General features: G+C 66.8%; 19 protein-coding genes. 12 read left to right on the top strand and 7 right to left on the bottom strand.

Annotated features, from left to right (window positions below; all coding sequences use genetic code 11):
* Window positions 1-12 precede the first annotated feature (12 nt).
* Genes ACYVJ8_RS11670 through ACYVJ8_RS11660 form a run of 3 tightly spaced genes read left to right on the top strand, consistent with a single transcriptional unit; the run spans window position 13 to window position 3,437 of the window.
* Window positions 13-1,155, top strand: coding sequence for a COX15/CtaA family protein (locus tag ACYVJ8_RS11670; protein WP_460712544.1), 1,143 nt, complete (start codon window positions 13-15; stop codon window positions 1,153-1,155).
* Window positions 1,155-2,081, top strand: coding sequence for a heme o synthase (cyoE, locus tag ACYVJ8_RS11665; RefSeq protein ID WP_460712542.1), 927 nt, complete (start codon window positions 1,155-1,157; stop codon window positions 2,079-2,081). Before ACYVJ8_RS11670 ends, cyoE begins: the two co-directional genes overlap by 1 nt.
* A gap of 60 nt (window positions 2,082-2,141) precedes the next feature.
* Complete coding sequence (locus ACYVJ8_RS11660; protein ID WP_460712540.1) at window positions 2,142-3,437, top strand: Xaa-Pro dipeptidase; 1,296 nt, start codon at window positions 2,142-2,144, stop codon at window positions 3,435-3,437.
* A 32-nt stretch (window positions 3,438-3,469) separates the two neighbouring features.
* Here the strand turns inward: ACYVJ8_RS11660 and ACYVJ8_RS11655 are convergent, their stop codons facing one another.
* Window positions 3,470-4,768 carry a sensor histidine kinase gene (locus ACYVJ8_RS11655; RefSeq protein WP_460712538.1) on the bottom strand — a complete coding sequence of 433 codons (1,299 nt, stop codon included), beginning with the start codon at window positions 4,766-4,768 and terminating at the stop codon, window positions 3,470-3,472.
* Window positions 4,758-5,462, bottom strand: a complete 705-nt coding sequence (locus tag ACYVJ8_RS11650; protein ID WP_460712536.1) for a response regulator transcription factor — start codon at window positions 5,460-5,462, stop codon at window positions 4,758-4,760. The genes ACYVJ8_RS11655 and ACYVJ8_RS11650 overlap by 11 nt, the downstream gene beginning before the upstream one ends.
* Before the next feature lie 231 nt (window positions 5,463-5,693).
* Here ACYVJ8_RS11650 and ACYVJ8_RS11645 point away from each other — a divergent pair, with 231 nt between their 5' ends.
* Complete coding sequence (locus tag ACYVJ8_RS11645) at window positions 5,694-6,476, top strand: phosphatase PAP2 family protein (protein WP_460712534.1); 783 nt, start codon at window positions 5,694-5,696, stop codon at window positions 6,474-6,476.
* Window positions 6,473-8,203: a phosphoethanolamine transferase gene (locus tag ACYVJ8_RS11640; protein ID WP_460712532.1), complete on the top strand. Its 1,731-nt coding sequence runs from the start codon at window positions 6,473-6,475 to the stop codon at window positions 8,201-8,203. The genes ACYVJ8_RS11645 and ACYVJ8_RS11640 overlap by 4 nt, the downstream gene beginning before the upstream one ends.
* A 143-nt stretch (window positions 8,204-8,346) precedes the next feature.
* Here ACYVJ8_RS11640 and dnaG read toward each other — a convergent pair whose 3' ends face one another.
* The 4 genes from dnaG to rpsU all read right to left on the bottom strand — a co-directional run bounded on the left by dnaG (window position 8,347) and on the right by rpsU (window position 11,544).
* A complete protein-coding gene (dnaG, locus tag ACYVJ8_RS11635) occupies window positions 8,347-10,143 on the bottom strand; it encodes a DNA primase (protein WP_460712530.1) in 1,797 nt (598 codons plus the stop codon).
* 50 nt (window positions 10,144-10,193) lie between these two features.
* A complete protein-coding gene (locus ACYVJ8_RS11630; RefSeq protein WP_460712528.1) occupies window positions 10,194-10,718 on the bottom strand; it encodes a GNAT family N-acetyltransferase in 525 nt (174 codons plus the stop codon).
* A gap of 8 nt (window positions 10,719-10,726) precedes the next feature.
* Window positions 10,727-11,173 carry a GatB/YqeY domain-containing protein gene (locus tag ACYVJ8_RS11625; RefSeq protein ID WP_460712526.1) on the bottom strand — a complete coding sequence of 149 codons (447 nt, stop codon included), beginning with the start codon at window positions 11,171-11,173 and terminating at the stop codon, window positions 10,727-10,729.
* 155 nt (window positions 11,174-11,328) lie between these two features.
* Window positions 11,329-11,544 carry a 30S ribosomal protein S21 gene (gene rpsU, locus ACYVJ8_RS11620; RefSeq protein WP_036170822.1) on the bottom strand — a complete coding sequence of 72 codons (216 nt, stop codon included), beginning with the start codon at window positions 11,542-11,544 and terminating at the stop codon, window positions 11,329-11,331.
* Between the two features lie 172 nt (window positions 11,545-11,716).
* On the opposite strand from rpsU, the gene tsaD reads away from it, so the two are divergent.
* The 4 genes from tsaD to ACYVJ8_RS11600 all read left to right on the top strand — a co-directional run bounded on the left by tsaD (window position 11,717) and on the right by ACYVJ8_RS11600 (window position 14,526).
* Complete coding sequence (tsaD, locus tag ACYVJ8_RS11615; protein WP_460712523.1) at window positions 11,717-12,748, top strand: tRNA (adenosine(37)-N6)-threonylcarbamoyltransferase complex transferase subunit TsaD; 1,032 nt, start codon at window positions 11,717-11,719, stop codon at window positions 12,746-12,748.
* Between the two features lie 38 nt (window positions 12,749-12,786).
* Window positions 12,787-13,140, top strand: coding sequence for a dihydroneopterin aldolase (gene folB, locus ACYVJ8_RS11610; RefSeq protein ID WP_460712521.1), 354 nt, complete (start codon window positions 12,787-12,789; stop codon window positions 13,138-13,140).
* Window positions 13,141-13,148: 8 nt separating this feature from the next.
* Window positions 13,149-13,631, top strand: a complete 483-nt coding sequence (gene folK, locus ACYVJ8_RS11605) for a 2-amino-4-hydroxy-6-hydroxymethyldihydropteridine diphosphokinase (protein WP_460712519.1) — start codon at window positions 13,149-13,151, stop codon at window positions 13,629-13,631.
* A 67-nt stretch (window positions 13,632-13,698) separates the two neighbouring features.
* Window positions 13,699-14,526 carry a DUF6159 family protein gene (locus tag ACYVJ8_RS11600; protein ID WP_460712517.1) on the top strand — a complete coding sequence of 276 codons (828 nt, stop codon included), beginning with the start codon at window positions 13,699-13,701 and terminating at the stop codon, window positions 14,524-14,526.
* Between the two features lie 144 nt (window positions 14,527-14,670).
* Here the strand turns inward: ACYVJ8_RS11600 and ACYVJ8_RS11595 are convergent, their stop codons facing one another.
* Window positions 14,671-15,411: a pteridine reductase gene (locus ACYVJ8_RS11595; protein WP_460712515.1), complete on the bottom strand. Its 741-nt coding sequence runs from the start codon at window positions 15,409-15,411 to the stop codon at window positions 14,671-14,673.
* Between the two features lie 55 nt (window positions 15,412-15,466).
* Between ACYVJ8_RS11595 and ACYVJ8_RS11590 the strand changes: the two genes are divergently transcribed.
* The 3 genes from ACYVJ8_RS11590 to ACYVJ8_RS11580 all read left to right on the top strand — a co-directional run bounded on the left by ACYVJ8_RS11590 (window position 15,467) and on the right by ACYVJ8_RS11580 (window position 19,925).
* Window positions 15,467-16,690 carry a class I SAM-dependent methyltransferase gene (locus ACYVJ8_RS11590; protein WP_460712513.1) on the top strand — a complete coding sequence of 408 codons (1,224 nt, stop codon included), beginning with the start codon at window positions 15,467-15,469 and terminating at the stop codon, window positions 16,688-16,690.
* Window positions 16,690-17,100 (top strand): VanZ family protein, encoded by a 411-nt coding sequence (locus ACYVJ8_RS11585; RefSeq protein ID WP_460712511.1) that lies wholly within the window; start codon window positions 16,690-16,692, stop codon window positions 17,098-17,100. Before ACYVJ8_RS11590 ends, ACYVJ8_RS11585 begins: the two co-directional genes overlap by 1 nt.
* Before the next feature lie 200 nt (window positions 17,101-17,300).
* Window positions 17,301-19,925: a TonB-dependent receptor plug domain-containing protein gene (locus ACYVJ8_RS11580; RefSeq protein ID WP_460712509.1), complete on the top strand. Its 2,625-nt coding sequence runs from the start codon at window positions 17,301-17,303 to the stop codon at window positions 19,923-19,925.
* Window positions 19,926-20,061: the final 136 nt, after the last annotated feature.

The following is a 20,061-nucleotide window of genomic DNA, read 5'->3' as shown; positions in this document are numbered from 1 at the left end:
GGCACGCCGCGCATGACCGCCCTGACCAAACCGACCCGCAACTTCCATCGCATCGCCTGGCTCGCCGTCGCCCTCGCACTGGGCGTGATCGTGTTCGGCGCGTTCGTGCGTCTGTCCAACGCCGGCCTGAGCTGCCCCGACTGGCCGACCTGCTACGGCCGCGCCACCTGGCCTGCCGCCGCGCAGGAAGTCAGCGAACACGCCGCGAGCGCGATCCGCCCGTTCGAGACGCACAAGGCCTGGCGCGAACAGGTGCACCGCATGATCGCGGCCTTGCTGGGCGTGCTGGTGCTGACGCTGGCGCTGCTGGCGGCGCGCAAACGCGCGCGCATGGCATGGCCGGTGATCGTTGCTGCCGCACTGGTGGCGATTGCGATCCCGCTGTACATGCGCGGTCTGCACGGTCCGGCATCGATGCTGGCGGTGCTGGGCGAAGCGATACTGCTGGCGTCCGCGTGGCGCTGGAGCAATAGCGACTTCAGCCGCGTCGCCGTACTCACCCTGGCAGTGATCATCTTTCAAGCGCTGCTGGGCATGTGGACCGTGACCTGGCTGCTGAAGCCCATCGTGGTGATGGGGCATCTGCTCGGTGGCCTCACCACGTTCTCGCTGCTGGCGTGGATGGCCTGGCGGGCGACCGACCAGCCGATCCGGCTCGCCGAGGCGCGCACGATGCGCCGCTGGGTCATGATCGGTCTGGCGCTCCTTGCCTTGCAGATCGCACTGGGCGGCTGGACCAGCGCCAACTACGCCGCGCTCGCCTGCGGCAATGACTTCCCGCAGTGCGTGGGCCAGTGGTGGCCGCCGCACGATTTCCGCGAAGGCTTCGTCCTCTGGCGCGGCGTCGGCGTCGATTACGAAGGCGGCATCCTCGACGGCCAGTCGCGCATCGCCATCCAGATGGCGCATCGAATGATGGCCTTCGTGGTCTTCGTTTACCTGCTGTGGTTCGCGCTGAAGCTGCTGCGCACGCCCGGCATGCGCGGTTGGGGCGGGGCGCTGGTGGTGCTGGTGCTGGCGCAGGTCGGCCTCGGCATCGCCAACGTGAAGCTCGGTCTGCCGCTGGTTGTGGCCGTACTGCACAACGCCGGCGCGGCGCTGCTGTTGTTCCTGTTGGTCTCGCTGCTCGCGCGTCTGCGCGTGCCGGAGCACTGATGACCACGCTGCGCCAATACTTCGACCTGACCAAGCCGCGCGTGGTCGCGTTGATCGTGTTCACCGCGCTGGTGGGTATGTTGCTCGCGATCGATGGGCTACCGACGCTCGAGGAGACACGGCTCGGGCTGCTCGGCTTCCTCGGCATCTGGCTGGCCGCGTCGAGCGCCGCCGCGATCAACCAGCTGCTGGATGCGCGCATCGACGCGAAGATGGCGCGCACCTCGTGGCGACCGATCGTCGCCGGCCAGATCACGCCGCGGCAGGCCTTGTTGTTTGCGCTGGCGCTGGGTGCGCTGTCGATGCTGGTCCTGGTGCTGTGGGTCAACGTCATCACCGCATTGCTGACGTTCGCCTCGCTGATCGGCTACGCCGTGGTCTACACGGTGTTCCTCAAACGCGCGACGCCACAGAACATCGTGATCGGCGGCATCGCCGGCGCCGCGCCGCCCTTGCTGGGCTGGGCCTCGATCACCGGCATGCGCGGCGAATGGGACTGGCCGCACGCGTTGTTGCTGGTGCTGATCATCTTCGTGTGGACGCCGCCGCACTTCTGGGCGCTAGCGATCTTCCGCCGCGAGGACTACCGCAAGGCCATGGTGCCGATGCTGCCGGTGACGCACGGCGTGCAGTACACGCGCTGGCAGATCCTGTTCTACACCGTGTTGCTGGTGGTCGTGACCGTGCTGCCCTACGCAGCGGGCATGAGCGGACTGTTCTATCTCGGCGGCGCGCTGGTGCTTGGCACGGTCTTCATCTGGCATGCGTGGAAACTGATGGACCCGCCGGACGAACTGTACGCGATGAAGGTCTTCAGCTACTCCATCGTCTACCTGATGGCGCTGTTCGCCTTCCTGCTCGTAGACCATTGGCTGCTGCCGTGGCTGGAGCCGCTGTCGCCGCTCGAATTCCAGAAGGTCGGCTGATGCCGGCCGCATTCCATAGCGCCGGCTGACGCCGGCCGCCACCTCACGAGGTCACCGGAAATGCCCAAGCTGCGCACCCTGACGCTGTCCTTGCTGTGCCTGCTGCCGATCGGAAGCGCCTACGCGCTCGACCACGGCAACGCCGTCGTGACCGCCGCGCGCCTGCTCGACGTGCGCAGCGGCCGCATGCTCCACGACGTAACGGTGCAGATCGAAGACGGTCACATCAAGCAGGTGCTGCAGGGCAAGGACAACGGCGTCGTCTCCACCGATACTCCGCGTTACGACCTGGGCGACATGACCCTGCTGCCCGGTCTGATCGACATGCACGTGCATCTGGACAGCGATCCCAGCTACGGCGGCTACACCGGCCTGCAATACGGCGACCGCTTCTGGTCGGTGCTGACCGTGCCGCATGCATTGAAGACGCTGCAGGCGGGCTTCACCACCGTGCGCAACGTCGGCGCCGATGCCTGGAACGACGTCGGTCTGCGCCAGGCGATCGACCAGGGCAAGGTCGTCGGCCCGCGCGTGATCACCGCGACCTACGCGGTCGGCGCGACCGGCGGGCACTGCGATTCCACCTTCTTCCCGCCGTCCATGGACGAGAAGGCTCCGTACAACATCGACAGCCCGGAAGAGGGCCGCAAAGTCGTGCGCACGCTGCGCAAGTACGGCGCCCAGGTGATCAAGATCTGCGCGACCGGCGGCGTGTTCTCGCACGGCGACGAGCCGGGCGCGCAGCAGCTCACGCTCGAGGAAATGAAGGCGATAGTGGATGAGGCGCACATGGCCAGCCTCAAGGTCGCCGCGCACGCGCACGGCGCACCGGGCATCAAGGACGCGATCCGCGCCGGCGTCGACACCATCGAACACGCCAGCCTGATCGACGACGAAGGCATCAAGCTGGCCAAGCAGCGCGGCGCCTGGCTGTCGATGGACATCTACAACACCGAGTACACCCAGGCCGAAGGCAAGAAGAACGGCGTGCTCGAAGACAACCTGCGCAAGGACCGCGAGATCGCCGACGTGCAGCGCGAGAACTTCCGCAAGGCGCACGCCGCCGGCGCGAAAATGATCTTCGGCAGCGATGCTGGCGTCTATCCGCACGGCGACAACGGCAAGCAGTTCCGCTGGATGGTGAAGTACGGGATGACGCCCACCGAGGCGATCCAGGCGGCGACGGTGAATGCCGCGCAAGCGCTCGGCCGTGAAGATCGCGGTGTGCTCGAAGCAGGCCGCTTCGCCGACCTGATCGCGATACCCGGCGATCCGACCCAGGACGTGACGCTGCTGGAGTCGGTTCCCTTCGTGATGAAGGGCGGCGATGTGGTGAAGGACTCGCGCGGGAAGTGATTTTGTCGACGCGCCGTTCGGCGCGTCGGACATCAGCTTGCTGCGAACGTCAGCGTCGTCGTCGTCCCGCTGCCCTCATCCGAGGCCAGGCTCAACCGCCAGCCCAAGTGCTCGCACAGGCGGGAAATCAGTTCCAGGCCGATGCCGCCGCCGCGGTCGCGATCGCTGTCGGCGCCGCGTGCCATGCGCGCATAGATCGCACTGATTTCTTCCGGCGTCATGCCGTGCCCAGGGTCTTCGATCACCACCGTAGCCGGGCCTTCCAGGCGGATACGAATTTCGCCGCGGTCGCTGTGCTCGATCGCATTGCGCAGCAGATTTCCGATGGCGGCCTGCACGATCGGCAGCGGCGCGACGATCTCGATGTGCGGCAGTGGCGCAAGCGCGATGGTGAGCGCCTTGTCCCGCGTGAGATGGCGATGATCCTCGACGATCTGCGGTAACCACTCGTCCAGCGCTACCGGCTCGCTCGACTGCGCGAGTCGGGCCGGATCCTTGGCGAGCACCAGCAAAAGCGAAATCAGTTGCTCCACATCGCGAGATGTACGGCGGATGCGCGACAGCTGATGCTGAGCGGGGGGCGGCAGACCCGGCTGCTGCAGCGCCAGGTCGGCGGAACCGGAGATCACCGCGACCGGCGTGCGCAGTTCATGGCTGGCGGTGTCGATGAAGGCGCGCTCGCGCTCGACGAAGCGTGCGTTGCGGTGCAGGTAATCGTTGAGCGCGTCGGCGATCACGTGCAGTTCCGAGCTGGAGGACTCGCGGATATCGATGTGCTGGGTGGGCTGGTCCGGGCGCAGGCCGCCGATCTGCTCGGCCATGCGGCTGAGCGGACGCACCATTCGGTTCGCCATCCAGGCCACGACCAATCCGAGCGCGATCGTCAGGACCAGCGCCGCGCCGACGACGTTCACGGCCGTGTGCACCTCGCGCCGCTCGAAGTCGGTGACGTCGAGCGCCAGCAGGAGCATGCGACCGTCGGTGCGGCGTGCCATCACGACGTAGACGCGGTCGCCGATGGCGACGTCGTCGTGCAACCCCGGGCCCATTCCGCGCAGCGGCGGCGGCAGTGCGAGATCGCCGTCTTGATACAGCGCCAGCGTGTTGGTGTTCACCCAGTGGTAGCCGGGCTCGGTGCGCATGCGTTCGACGGCGTGATCGAGTTCGGAATTGAGCATCGCGCGCCACACCAGGCGCTCGGCGCGCTCGTGGACGAGGTTGCCTTGCGCGATCACCACGCCCGCCAGCAGCACTACATAGGTCAGCAGCGCCAGCAGGATCCGCGTGCGCAGGCTGCGCAACCGGCGCGGGGCGTCCGTTTCAGGCTTCATCGCGATCCTCGGTGCCGTCGTCGTGCTCGGCCGCGGCCAGCCGATAGCCGACGCGCGGCAACGTGTGGATGAGCTTTTGCGCGAACGGTCCGTCGACGCTGCGGCGCAGTTCGTACACATGCGAGCGCAGCATGTCGCCGTCGGGTGGGCTGTCGCCCCACAGGCCGCGTTCGAGGCGTTCACGCGACACCGCGGCGGGGCTGGCCTGCATCAGCAGTTCCAGCAGCTTGCGGCAGGCGGGGTACAAGTGCAGGGTGCGGCCGCTGCGCGTCACCTCCAGTGTGGACAGGTCGTAGCGCAGGTCGGCGACCTCGAGCACGCGCCGGCCGCGACCGGTGGCACGGGCCGCCAGCGCTTCCAGCCTGACTTCGAGTTCGGGCAGGTCGAAGGGCTTGGTGAGGTAGTCGTCGGCGCCGCTGCGGAAGCCGCTGACCTTGTCGTCGAGTTCGGCACGTGCGGTAAGCATCAGCACCGGCACCGAACGCCCGGCATCGCGCAGGCGCGCAAGCACTTCGCGGCCGTCCATGCGCGGCAGCGTCCAGTCGAGCACGATTGCGTCGTAGTCCTGGGTCAATGCCAGATGCAGTCCCGTGGGGCCATCGGGGGCGGCGTCGAGTGAATAGCCGCGCGCCTCGAAATATTCGAACAGGTTCGCGACCAGGTTCCGGTTGTCTTCCACGACCAGCACGCGCATGCATCGGTTCCATCGGGCTTGGCCGGCTCCGCCGGCTGTTCAGCCTGCGGGTCCCGACGTCGGAACACCGTCGAACGGGCCGCCAAGGGTGTCGCGACGATAGCACCCGCGACAAATGTGAACCCCGTCGCACCGGTTAACGCTTAGCGAATACGGCTCCGACCGCGCTCCGACACGCCGGACCGGACCATGCCGCAGCCCTGGCAATCCGGTCTGCGCAGTCCAATCCGCATGGCGAAATCCGTTCCCGTCCCCGCGATCCCGCGCGTGCCGTCGTCTCTGCGCGCCGCGCGATTCCAAGGACTGCAGGCCACCGCGCTGCTCCTACTGTTCTTCGTCGTCTGGACCGCGCTGCACGGAGATCTCTGGCTGGCCGACCGGCTCTACGCGCTGGAAGGCCATGCCTGGTCGCTGCGCCATGCCTGGCTTACCCAGAACGTCATTCATCAATTCGGCCGTGACCTGAGTATCGGGGCCTGGCTGACTGTGCTGGCCGCATGGCTGGTGGCGCGTTTCCGGCGTAGCGCGCAATCGCTGCGCCGGCCGCTGCTATATCTCCTGGTCGCCGTCGCGGCCTCGACCTTGCTGGTCTCGTGGGTCAAGTCGTGGTCGAATGTGGACTGTCCTTGGGATCTGGCTCGTTATGGCGGCACCCGCGTCTACTTCGGCCTGTTCGAAGCGAAATCCGCCGGCCTCGCGCGCGGCATGTGCTTTCCCGCAGGTCACGCCAGCGGCGGCTACGCGTGGCTCGCCCTGTACTTCTTCCTCGCGATGGTGCGGCCGCAGTGGCGCTGGTGGGGACTGGCGGTCGGACTCGGTGTCGGCCTGCTGTTCGGCATCGCGCAGCAGTTACGCGGCGCGCACTTCCTCTCGCATGACATCGCCGCCGCAGCCATCTGCTGGACGTGCGCGGTGGTGACCTTCCGTCTGCTGGGCGTGCGCACGTCGCTATCGTCCGCATCCGCCGCTTCGCCGTCGCTGGGCGGCGCGATCTCTACCTCGCCGTCGCCATGAGTGTCATCGAAGTTTCTCCCGTCGGGCGCGTGCAGCGCCTGCTCCGCGAAGCCCTGCGCCTGCGTCCCGAGATCAGCGTCGAAACGCTGATCGCCGCGGCGAGCGTCTACTTCGCGATCGCCTGCAACCAGACCTTCTTCCGCGCCGTCGCCGCGACGGGCGCGCTGCAGGGCGGCAAGGGCGCGCTGACGGCCGTCAGCCTGTTCGTCGCCATCGTGGCGCTGCATTCGGTACTGCTCGGACTGCTGTTGAACCGCTGGACCGCCAAGCCGCTGCTGACGGTGCTGTTGCTGGCGAGCGCGGCCGCGGCCTACTTCATGTCGTCCTACACGGTGTATTTCGATGCCGACATGCTGCGCAATATCTTGCATACCGACGGCAAGGAATCGCACGAGCTGATCTCCGTCGCCGCCGTGCCATCGCTGCTGTTGTACGGCGTGCTGCCGGCGGTGCTGTTGTGGCGGCTGCGCCTGAAGCGGCGTCCGTTGCTGCGGGCGGTGGGGGTTCGCGTGGCGTTCCTGCTGCTCGCCGTGTTGCTCGCGGCCGGGGCGCTGTTGGCATCGTTCCAGAGCGTGTCCGCGCTGATGCGCAACCATCGCGAACTGCGCTATCTGGTCACGCCGGGCAACTATCTGGTCTCGCTGGTCCAGGTCGCACGCGATGCGCACAAGGATCGCAACCGCCCGCGCGAGCCCATCGGCACGCAGGCGAAGGTGGTGGGCCGCCCGGTGGACGCGAAGCCGCGCCTGCTCGTCATCGTCGTCGGCGAAACCGTGCGCGCGCAGAACTGGGGCCTGAACGGCTATGCACGCCAGACCACACCGCAGCTCGCCGCCCTGGCGCAGGGCGCGGATGGGCCGATCAACTTCCGCGATATGACCGCGTGCGGCTCGGCCACCGAGATCTCGCTGCCCTGCATGTTCTCGATGTACGGCCGCGCCAACTACGACAAGGACCGCATCGCGCATTCCGAATCGCTGTTGCACGTGCTCGAGCACGCCGGCATCCGCACGCTGTGGCGCGACAACCAGACCGGTTGCAAGGGCGTGTGCGAGGGCCTGACGTTCGAGTCGTTCGAACACGGCCAGGTGCCGGGCGCGTGCACGAAGGAAGGCTGCCTGGACGAAGCGATGCTCCACGGGCTGGCCGAGCGCATCGACGCCAACCCGGGCGACCAGGTCGTGGTGCTGCATCAGTTGGGCAATCACGGACCTGCGTACTACGCGCGCTATCCGACGCGACTGCGCCGCTTTGCGCCGACCTGCGACACCTCCGACCTCAACCAGTGCAGTCGCGAGCAGATCGTCAACGCCTACGACAATGCGGTGCTGTACACCGATGATTTCCTCGCCCGTACTCTGCGCTTCCTGCAGGAACAGAGCGGGCGCGACACCGCCATGATCTATCTTTCCGATCATGGCGAATCGCTGGGCGAAAACGGTTTGTACCTCCACGGCGTGCCGTATGCGATCGCGCCGGAGACACAGACGCGCGTGCCGCTGCTGGTCTGGCTGTCGCCGCAATTCGCCGCTTCGCGCGGTGTCGATACGGCTTGCCTGAAAACACGCAGCGCCGACGCCGTCAGTCAGGACAACCTGTTCTCTTCGGTGCTCGGGCTGATGCAGGTGCGTACACCGGAGTACCGCGCGGGCCTTGACCTGTTCTCGCGCTGCGAGGGCGGGGCGGTGGCCGAAGTGGTAGGCCGAGGTGCAAGTCCGCAGGGGTGATGAACAAGCAGGGCAACTGCGAAGACAAACGGCCCGCATTGCTGCGGGCCGTTTGCGTTATGCGGGACCGGAAATCTACGGCCTTCATCGCAGATGCTCGGAAGTTCTGCGGAACGATAGAAGCCAGTGAACCGGGGGCGAACTCAGATCGCGCCCATATCCTGCCGGCGCGCAACGCCCTGCAATTCCAGCAGCTCGGCTTTATCGGCCTGACTCAGCACCGCAAAGCCACCTTCGCGCACGCGCGCTTCCAACTGACCGATGCGCTGCCGCACCGCTTGCGCGTCGAGGCGTGCGATCGTGTCGAGAAAGGTCTGCCTGCGCATCTCTACATCCTCGAAAACACGTTCGTCCGCCTGCGTCGCCGCCGTCGATTCGACGGCAGGCGCCATGGCCAGTCGCGTCAACGCGGCAGCCTCGGGCCGGTCGGTGAAATGTTCGAGGATCAGGCCGGTGGAAATATCGGGGCGCTGCTGCACCAGTTCGATCATTTCCACCAGCAGCTCCACGCCGGGTTGTTCGAGCGAGGCGAAATGCAGTGAGGAGGGCACCGTCAGCGCGACGTCCGGTTGCTGCAGTAGCAGCGTGATCGCGGTGCGTACGAGTGAAGGCTTGTTCGCCTGCGGCGCGCCCATGCGCGCGTTAGCACGCTGCGCGGGCACGTGCGTTTCCGGCGTGCTGGTGCGCGCGCCTACACCGGTGAGCTCGGTGAGGCGCTGCTTCATCAGGTCGCCGAAGGCGCCGTCGGGAATCTGTGCGAGAAACGGCTTGGCGCGTTCGGCCAGGCGGCCCTTGCCTTCGAGCGTGCCCAGATTGACGTCGGCGCTGAGCGAGTCGAAGAAGAACTGCGACAGCGGAGTGGCGTTGCGCAGGCGCGTCTCGAAGCCGTCGTTGCCTTCGCTGCGGACCAGGGTGTCGGGATCCTCGCCGTCGGGCAGGAACAGGAAGAACGCCTGGCGTCCGTCCTTCATTCGTGGCAACACCGATTCCACCGCCTTCCACGCCGCGTTGCGGCCAGCACGGTCGCCGTCGAAGCAGAAGAACACGTCGGGCGCATTGCGGAACAGCAGCTCGGCGTGGTCCGGCGTGGTCGCGGTGCCGAGCGTGGCCACGGCCTGGGTCACGCCGTGCTGGAACAGCGCGACCACGTCCATGTAGCCCTCGACCACGATCAGGCGTTCGATCTTCTGCTGCACCTGTCGCACCTGCCACAGGCCGTAAAGCTCGCGGCCCTTGTGGAACAGCGGCGTTTCCGGCGAGTTGAGGTACTTGGGCGAGTCGTCCTTTTCCAGCACGCGGCCGCCGAAGGCGATCACACGGCCGCGCCGGTCGAAGATCGGGAACATCACCCGGTCGCGGAACTTGTCGTAGACATGGCCGCGTTCGTTCTTCGAGAACAGACCGCCACGTTCGAGCAAGCGCATGCGGCGCTCGTCGGTGCCGAGCGCATCCTTGAGGCCGCTGAAGCCGTCCGGCGCGTAGCCGATCATGAACTGCTCGCGGATCGCGGCGCTGACGTCGCGGCCGTCGAGATAGGTCTGCGCCTTCGCGCTCGTGCCTAGCTGTTTACGGAAGAACTTCGCCGCGGCTTCCACCGCGCTGTAGAGATCGTTCGTCTCCGGGTTGACGTTGCGCTGCTGCGTATCGCGCGGCACTTCGATGCCGACGCGCTTGGCCAGTTCTTCGACCGCGTCGAGGAACTCGAGGCGGTCGTAATTCATCAGGAACGAGATCGCCGTGCCGTGCGCGCCGCAGCCGAAGCAGTGATAGAACTGCTTGGTCGGCGACACGGTGAACGACGGCGAGCGTTCGTCATGGAACGGGCAGCGCGCCGAATATTCCTTGCCCTGGCGCTTCAAAGGCACGCGCGCGCCGATGATCTCGACGATGTCGGATCGCGCGAGCAAGTCGTCGATGAAGGCGTCGGGGATGCGTGCCATGGAGTTCTATCGTCCCATGGAAAGCCGCCGCCTTCCCATGCGGACGTGGTTCACCCGCGCGGCGCGTCGAAGCTCGCCGCCAGCGCCTGCAACGCGTCGCCGGTCATGCGTTGCACGGTCCATTCGTCCATCGGCGCGGCGCCGAGGCGGCGGTAGAAATCCAGCGCCGGCGTGTTCCAGTCCAATACCCACCATTCGAAGCGGCCGCAGCCGCGTTCGACTGCGAGCTTGGCCAGATACGCCATCAGCACCTGGCCGACGCCGCGGCCGCGGAATTCCGGGCGCACGAACAGGTCTTCCAGGTACAGGCCGCGGCGGCCCAGCCAGGTCGAGAAGTTGTGGAAGAACAGGGCGAAGCCGGCGGGTTTGCCATCGGCTTCCGCAATCACCACCTCCGCGCCCGGATGCTCGCCGAACAGGTTGGCGGCGAGAGTCGCCTCGTCGGCCTGCACGGCGTCGGGTTCGCGCTCGTATTCGGCCAGCTCGCGGATGAAGGCGAGGATCAGCGGCACGTCGTCGCGCGTAGCCGGGCGCAGGGTGACGCCCGGGCGGTTCGTGGCAATGGCAACGGGCATCGGGTGGATCAGCCGGCGAGGCGCTGCTTCACCAGGACCGAGACCTGGCCCATGTCGGCCTGGCCGGCCAGCTTGGGCTTGAGCACGCCCATCAGCTTGCCCATGTCGGCGGGGCCCTTGGCGCCCGTCTCGGCGATGGCGGCGTCGATGGCCGCCACGACCTCGGCTTCGCCCATCTTGGCGGGCAGATAGCGTTCGATCACAACCATTTCGGCGCGCTCGATCGCGGCCAGATCCTCGCGGCCGGCGCCCTCGTACTGGCTGATCGAGTCCTTGCGCTGCTTGACCCCCTTCTCCAGCACGGCGATCACGCCGGCATCGTCCAGCTCGATACGCTCGTCGACTTCTCGCTGCTTGATCGCGGCGTTGATCAGGCGGATCACGCCGAGGGTGTCCTTGTCGCCGCTCTTCATGGCGGCCTTCATGTCGTCGGTGAGGCGTTGCTTGAGGGACATGGAAATCTCCTGAATCTGGAAGACGGGCGGGGCGGCGGCCTCGAATCGGGCCTGGCCCCGGCGACTAGAAATGCAAAAAGCCGGCAGCGCTGAGCGCGGCCGGCTTCTGCGTCGACTGCAGCGGGACAGGGCTTAAGGCCCGACCCGCCAGGCAATCAGTACAGGCGCTGACGCTTGGTGACGTCGCGCGAGGTGCGGCGCGCCTGACGCTTCACCGCGGCGGCAGCCTTGCGCTTGCGTTCCTGCGTCGGCTTCTCGTAGAACTCGCGCTTGCGGGTCTCGGCCAGGACGCCGGCCTTTTCGCAGGTGCGCTTGAAGCGGCGGAGCGCAAACTCGAAGGGCTCGTTTTCGCGGACTTTGACGCTGGGCATACGTAATCTCGTTAAGGGACCAACCCGGGCAGACCCGGAGAGCCGCGTATGATAGCGGCGCAGGCCGGCGGCATGCAACCTCTTCGCCCGCTCCGGTGAACGCGCCTTTGGTGGGCGCGCTTTTCCGGCGTGGCCTGCCGGTTTTCTCCGCATCGCCCCCATATTCTCCACCATGAACGTCCTCGGCATCGAAACCAGCTGCGACGAAACCGGCGTCGCCGTCTACAGCACCGGCGCCGGCGGCGGTGAAGCCGGCCTGCGCGCCCACGCCGTCTATAGCCAGATCGCCCTGCACGCGGAATACGGCGGGGTGGTGCCCGAACTGGCCAGCCGCGACCACGTGCGCAAGCTGCTGCCCCTGATCCGCCAGACCCTGGCCGAGTGCGAGCTGACGGTCGCCGACATCGATGGCGTGGCCTATACCGCCGGGCCGGGCCTGGTCGGCGCGCTGCTGGTCGGGGCCGGCGTGGCCCGCTCCCTGGCCTGGGCGCTGGATGTCCCGGCGATCGGCGTCCACCACATGGAAGGGCATCTGCTCGCTCCGTTGATGGAGGACGCCAGCACCCAGCCCCCCTTCGTCGCCCTGCTGGTGTCGGGTGGCCACACCCAGCTCGTGGCGGTCGACGCCATCGGCCGCTACCGCCTGCTCGGTGAGACGCTCGACGACGCCGCCGGCGAGGCCTTCGACAAGACCGCCAAGCTGATGGACCTGCCGTACCCCGGCGGCCCGCAGCTGGCGGCGCTGGCCGAACAAGGTCGGCCGGGCGTGTTCAAGTTCGCCCGGCCGATGACCGATCGCCCCGGCCTGGACTTCAGCTTCAGCGGCCTGAAGACCCAGGTGCTGCTGGCCTGGCGCGATAGCGACAAGAGCGCGCAGACCCGCACCGATATCGCCCGTGCCTTCGAGGACGCCGTGGTCGACACCCTGGCGATCAAGTGCGAACGCGCGCTAGACGCCACCGGCTTCGACACGCTGGTGATCGCCGGCGGCGTCGGCGCCAACAAGCGCCTGCGCGCGAAGTTGCAGGCGATGGCCGAAAAGCGCGGCGGCCGCGTGAGCTTCCCGCGGCCGGTGTTCTGCACCGACAACGGCGCGATGATCGCCTTCGCCGGCGCACTGCGTCTGCAGGCCGGCCAGCACAGCGACGCTTCGGTGCGGGTGACGCCGCGCTGGGACATGGCCTCGCTGCCGGAAGTCGCGTAGCGTTTGCGCCCCACCGTCGTTTACGAATCCGCGAGCGAATGGACAAAGTCTTCATCGAAGCCCTCGAGATCGAGGCGCTGATCGGCATCTACGACTGGGAGCGCCGCATCCGCCAGCCGCTGCTGTTCGACGTCGAGATGAGTTTCGACAACCGCGTGCCCGCGGCGAGCGATGCGATCGAGGACACGCTGAACTACAAGGCGGTGAGCAAGCGCCTGATCGAATACGTCACGCAATCGGACTTCGGCCTGGTGGAAACGCTGGCCGAGCGGGTGGCGGCGATCATCCTCGACGAGTTCGGCGTGCAGCATGTGCGCGTGAAGCTGAGCAAGCCCGGCGCGGTGCGCGGCGCGCGCGCGGTCGGGGTGATCATCGAACGCAGCAAGGTCTGAGCTTCGCGATGAGCAAGGCCTATCTAAGCCTCGGCAGCAACCGCGAGCCGGAGCGGCATCTGCGCGAAGCCATCGCCGCGCTGCGCAAGCACTTCGGCGAGATCGTGCTGTCGAAGGTCTACCGAACGCGCGCAGTGGGCTTCGACGGCGGCGACTTCCTCAACGCGGCCGCGATCGTGGAAACCTCGCTGGATCCGTTCGCCCTGAACGCCTGGCTGCACGCCCTGGAAGACGCCCACGGCCGCGATCGCAGCGGACCGCGCTTCGGCGATCGCACGCTTGACATCGACATCGTGCTGTTCGACGACCTGATGCTGCAGGGCGACGGGCATTTGCAGATTCCGCGCCACGAGTTGAAGCACGCCTTCGTGCTGCGGCCCCTGGCCGAGATCGCGCCAGACGTGGTCGTGCCGGGCACCACTTACACGCTGGCCGAACTGTGGGACGGCCATGCCGATCGTCGGACGCCCATGGACGTCGTCGCCCTCTGACTTGCGTGCTTCATCTTCCCGTCCCACGATGCGGGCTTGCCATGAGGCATTCATAGGGGAAGGGATGATGTTCGACAGGTTTTCGCGCAGTTGGGAGCTGGCCAAGGCGAGTGCCGCGGTGTTGCGCTCCGACAAGGAACTGATGCTGTTCCCGATCATCTCGGGTCTGCTGACATTGGTGGTGCTGGCGACGTTCCTGTTGCCGGTGTGGGCGCTGCGCCTGTTCACCGATGGCTTCAACCTGGTCGGCGCCCTGGTGGTGTTCGCCTTCTACTTCTGCCAGTACGCGGTGATCTTGTTCTGCAATTGCGCGCTGGTCGGTGCGGCGATGATCCGCCTCGACGGTGGCGATCCCACACTGGCCGACGGCTTCAATGCCGCGAAGGCACGGCTGCCCGCGATCCTGGGCTACGCCGCCATCGCCGCGACGGTGGGTCTGGTGCTTAAGCGCATGAAGGACGACGACAACCTGCTGATGCGCATCCTCGGCAGCGGCCTGGGCGCGGCGTGGACGCTGGCGACCTTCCTGGTCGTGCCGGTGCTGGTCAGCCAGAACGTCGGTCCGATCGATGCCCTGAAGCAGAGCGCCAGCCTGCTCAAGCGCACCTGGGGCGAGAACGCGATCGGCAACGTCGGCATCGGCGTGTTCTTCGGCTTGCTCAGCTTCGGCATCATCCTGATCGGCGCGCTGCTGGCCTACGTGGCGGCGCAGGTATCGATGGTGCTGGCGATCGGCGTCGGCGTGGTGTTCGTGATCGCGCTGCTGTTGCTGGGCGTGTACCAGGCGGCGCTGAGCGGCATCTATTCCGCGGCGCTTTATCGCTTTGCGACGCAGGGCGAAGCGCCGGCGGCGTTCCGCGGTTTGCAGCTGGAACACGCGTTCCAGCCCAAGTAAGCGATTTATCCCTCGCCCCGCTTGCGGGGAGAGGGACAGCGTTGCGTAAGCAACGCAGGGTGAGGGGACGTGACGAGCACCAAGCAAAAGCGCCCCTCATCCGCCCATCGGGCACCTTCTCCCCGCAAGCGGGGAGAAGGAAAATCAGACATCCAGTAAGCGCCCGCCATCCAGATGCAGCACCTGCCCGGTGCTGTACTGCGCGTCCTGTAGCAGCCAGCGTACGGCTTCGGCAACCTCTTCCGGTTTCCCCGTGCGCGCGAGCGGCGTGCGCGCGAGCAGAGCCTGCTGCTTGGCGTCGTTGCTGCCTTCTTCCGGCCACAGGATCGCGCCCGGCGAAACGGCGTTGACGCGCACGGCCGGGCCGAGCTCCAGCGCCAGCGACTTGGTCAGCATCAGCAGTGCCGCCTTGGCCATGCAATACACCGTGTGCTCGCGCAGGGGACGCTCGCCGTAGATGTCGGCGAGATTCACGATCGCGCCGCGGGTGGCAGCCAGATGCGGCGCGGCCGCCTGGGCGAGGAAGAACGGCGCGCGCGCGTTGCTGGCGAACAGCGCATCCCATTGCGCCGGCGTCACCGATCCGATTGGCGTCGGCGTGAAGCTCGACGCGTTGTTCACCAGCGCATCGAGCCGGCCGAAGCGGCCGATGGTGTAGGCGACCAGTTCCGGCAGGCGGTCGAAGTCGGCCAGCTCGGCCTGCTGTACGAAGGTGCTGCCCGGGCGCGCCCGCTCCAGCTCCGCCGCCAGCGCATCCATGTCCCCGCGCGAATGCCGGCAATGCAGCGCCAGGTCGTAACCGGCGGCGTGCAGGGCGCGCGCGATCGCCGCGCCGAGGCGGCGGGCGCTGCCGGTGACCAGGGCGACGGGGCGGGGGGCTGTCATGGCCGGAGATCCTTCGAAGGCGGTTGTGTGCACGTGCCGCGGGAGATAATGCCGCATGACTTCAGAATCGATGACTCCGGGCGCTACGACTTCCGGTTCCGTGACCGCGCTGCCTGCGCCCGACGCCGATGCGCTCGCCCATAGCGAGCGCCTGTCCGCCTACATCCGCCAGGAGATTGCGGGCAACGCCGGCGCGATCCCGTTCTCCCGCTTCATGGAGCTGGCGCTGTACGCACCGGGGCTGGGCTACTACAGCGCGGGCGCGCGCAAGTTCGGCGAGGCGGGCGATTTCGTCACTGCGCCGGAAATCGGACCGATCTTCGCCGCCTGCGTGGCCGAGAGCGTCGCGCCGGTGCTGCAGCAGCTGGGTCCCAGTGCGCTGTTCTTCGAACTGGGCGGCGGCAGCGGCGCCTTTGCCGAGGTCGCGCTCAAGCGCCTGCTCGAACTCGACGCGCTGCCCGACCGCTACCTGATCCTCGAGCCCAGCGCCGACCTGCGCGAACGTCAGCGCGAACGCCTGCAGGAACACCTGCCGCCGCCCTTGTTCGAACTGGTGGAATGGTTGAACGGTCCGCTGCCGGACGAATGGAGCGGTGTGCTGTTCGCCAATGAGGTCATCGATGCGCTGCCGACGCCGCGCTTCGCGATCCGCGAGGGCGAGGTATACGAGGAGCACGTCGTGGCCGAAGGCGACGCCTTCGCGCGCACGCTGCGGCCGGCCGATGCCTTCCTCGGCAACGCCGTGCGCCATATCGAGCGCAGCCTCGGGCGCACGTTCGAAGAGGGTTATCGCTCCGAGGTGCTGCCGCAGTTGCCGTACTGGATCCAGGCCGTTTTGGGCGGGATGCGCCGCGGCGCGATGCTGTTCGTGGATTACGGTCATCCGCGCGGCGAGTTCTATCAAGCCGATCGCAGCGACGGCACGTTGCGCGCGTATTACCGCCATCGCATGCATGAGAACCCGCTGCTGTGGCCTGGGTTGCAGGATCTCACCGCGTCGGTCGACTTCACCGCACTGGCCGAAGCTGGTGTCGCCGCGGGATTCGACTTCGCCGGTTACTGCTCGCAGGCCAGCTTCCTGCTCGGCAACGGCATGGCCGGTGTGCTCGAACGCATCGAACGCATGCACGACCCCGCCGAGCAACAGCGGCGCCGCAACGAAGTGAAGAAGCTCACCTTGCCGAGCGAGATGGGCGAACGCTTCCAGGTGATGGGCTTCGCCAAGGACGTGGAGTTCGGCGTGGCGTTCATGGCCGGCGATCTGAGCTTCCGCCTGTGATGGCGTCGCAGCGGTCTGCGCATCCGGCGCTGCGCGATTTCCGACGGCCGCGCCTGTGGCTGGGGTTGTGGGTGCTGGCGATCGTGCTGGTCATCGTCTTCTCGTTGACGCCGCCGCCACCGATGTCGGTGCCGCGCAACTTCGACAAGGTCGAGCATCTGCTGAGCTACGGCACCCTGGCCCTCGGCGCGGTGCTGCTGTTCGCACAGCGGCGCACGCAATGGGTGGCCGGCGTGGGGCTGATCCTGTTGGGGATCGCGATGGAGTTCGCCCAGGCTGCGCTGACCACCACGCGTATGGCCGATCCGGTCGACGCGGCGAGCAATGCCACGGGAGTGGTGCTCGGCTTGCTACTGGGGTTCACGCCTGCGGCCCGTTGGCTGCAGCGCCTGGACGCGCGCTGGAACTGAGTCCGCACTTTCTCTTGTGCAGCGCACGATGCCTGCGCACGCGGGAGGCGCGGGGTGGTGCTTTGTGACGGACGTCGGGTGTACCCCCAAGACAGATTCGGCAATGCATCCGACCTGATTGCACAAAAGTTAAAAATTCCTGAAGCTCCGGTCTGGGCTCGCAGGGGGAGCCCTTGCCCACCACTCAAGGAATTCCGAGCATGCCCGCCATCCACCGCAATCGTCTGGCGCTGGCCGTCGTAGCCTCGCTGGCCGCCGGCTTCGCAGTGCCCGCCTTCGCCCAAGAGACCACGCCAGCGCCGCAGAGCGCAGCACCGGGCGATCAACCCGCCAAGAAACCCGTCGAACTCGACCAGTTGGTGGTCACCGGTACGCGCGTGCAGGGCCGCTCGCCGACCCAGTCGCTCTCGCCGATCGACGTCTTCCGTCCCGCCAATCTCGAACGCCAGGCCTCGGCCGACTTCACCGACCAGCTCTCGGTCGTGGCGCCTTCGTTCAACACCCAACGCTTCCCGATCGCGGACGGCACGGCCTTCATCCGCCCGGCCAATCTGCGCAACCTGCCGCCTGATCAGACGCTGGTGCTGATCAACGGCAAGCGTCGCCACCGTTCGGCGCTGGTCAATCTGCAGGCCGAGCCGTTCGGCACGGTCAACCAGGGCTCGCAGGCCGTCGACTACGGCCTGATTCCCTCGGCCGCGATCTCGCGCGTCGAAGTGCTGCGCGACGGTTCGTCGGCGCAGTACGGTTCGGACGCCATCGCCGGCGTGGTCAACATCATCCTCAACGACAACGCCGAAGGCGTCCGCATCGATGCCCAGTACGGCTCGACCTTCAAGGGCGACGGCGACAAGTGGCGCACCTCGTTCAACCTCGGCCTGCCGCTGACCGAAGACGGCTTCTTCAACCTCACGGCCGAGTACTTCGAAAGCGACTTCACCTCGCGCGGCGTACCGCGTGCGACCGCGGCCCAAGTCGAGGCCGCGCGTCCCGGCTCGGTGCCGTTCGAAGGCTTGGGCCAGCGCTGGGGCGATCCCAACGGCAAGGGCCTGCGCACGTTCTTCAACGCCGAGTTGCCGCTGAGCGAAAACGTCAGCCTGTACGGCTTCGGCAGCTACTCCGATTCGAAGTTCGACTCGAGCTTCTTCTACCGTGAGCCGGTGGGTGTAGCGGGTGTATCGCCGCGCAGCACGCTGATGGTGGACGGCAACGGCGACGGCCAGCCGGACGCCGTGGACCAGGCCTTGATCAATAACATCATCGGCCAAGGCTTGAATCCGGCGGACTACTTCACGGCCAGCGGCACCAGCCCCTCCGGCTACGTCGCGCTCAATCCGATCTACACGCAATTTCCGGGCGGCTACACGCCGACGATCGCCGCGGACCTGATGGACTACGAAGGCGTGTTCGGCGCCAAGGGCAAGTTCGGCAACGGCTTGAACTGGGATGTCAGCCTGCGTCAGGGCGAAAACCGCGTGTACTACCAGCTGATCAATTCGATCAATCCCAGCCTGGGCAGGCTCAGCCCCATCGCCTTCGAGCCGGGCATCCTGACCCAGCTGGAACGCGGCGCCAACGCCGACTTCTCCTTCGCGTGGGAGAACGACGTCTTCGCCTCGCCGATCAACGTCGCGTTCGGTGGCGAGTGGCGCGAGGAAACCTACAAGATCGGCGAAGGCGATTTCGCATCGTGGCAAGTCGGTCCGGGTGCCGCGGTGTTCGGTTTCGGCTCGGATGGCTTCCAGGGCGACGCACCGGGCGCTACGGGCGACTTCAGCCAGTTCAGCCGCGCCGCGTACATCGACCTCGAAGCCGATGTGGTCGAAAAGCTCACGGTCGGTCTGGCCGGACGGTTCGAGGATTCCTCGGCCTTCGACAGCACCTTCGACTGGAAGGTGTCAGGCCGCTTCCAGGCGACCGATACATTCGCCGTGCGCGCCACGGTGAACACCGGCTTCCGCGCGCCGACGCCGGGCCAGATCAATACGCTCGACGTCACCACGACGGCCGATGCCAACGGCAATCTGATCCCGCAGGGCACGTTCCCGGTGAACAGTCCCGCGGCGATCGCGCTGGGCGCCGTGCCGCTGAAGGCTGAGGAGTCGATGTCCTACTCGGCGGGCGTCGTATACACGCCGAGCAGCAACTTCAGCCTCACCGTCGACTACTACAACATCAAGGTCGATGACCGCATCGCGCTGCGCAACATCAGCATCGCCCCGGGCTCGCCGGAAGAGCAGGCATTGATCAATGCCGGCATCCCGCTGTCCGCGCTGCCGGGCCAGGTGTCGTACTTCACCAACGGCTTCGACAGCACGGTGCAGGGCATCGACCTGGTGGCGATCTACAAGGCCGACTTCGGCGACTGGGGTACGGGTACCTTCGACGCCCGCCATAGCTGGAACAAGCAGGAAGTCGACAGCGTCGACATCAACCCGTTCGACGGCGCCCCGGTCATCGGCAGCGAACGCGTCGCCGACCTGGAGAACCAGCTGCCGAACAACCGCACCGTGCTGACCTTCGACTGGCGCTCGCCGTGGAGCTTCGACCTGACCGCGCGCGCGAACCGCTACGACGGTTGGGAAGACGTGACCTTCGGCGAAACCGCGACGTTCGATGCGAAGTGGCTGTTCGACCTGGCGGTGACCTTCAACCTGTTCCAGGACAAGGCGCATCTCACCGTCGGCGGCAACAACATCTTCGACACCTACCCGGACAAGCAGACCAACGACGTGCTGAACTTCCTGGGCGCGCAGTACCCACTGTCCTCGCCGTATGGCTTCAACGGCGGCGAGTGGTATGTGAAGGTGGGCTTCGAGTTCTGATCCGACGCGACAAGGTTGGAAAAACGGGCGGCTCAGGTCGCCCGTTTTTTTTCTTCTCTCCGCTTGCGGGGAGAAGATGCCCGAAGGGCAGATGAGGGGGGCGAGCGTAGCGAGTTGCTTTTGCTCCGGCTCGCGT

The organism is Lysobacter terrae, assembly GCF_054782215.1.
This window is presented reverse-complemented; position numbering and strand designations above follow the sequence as displayed.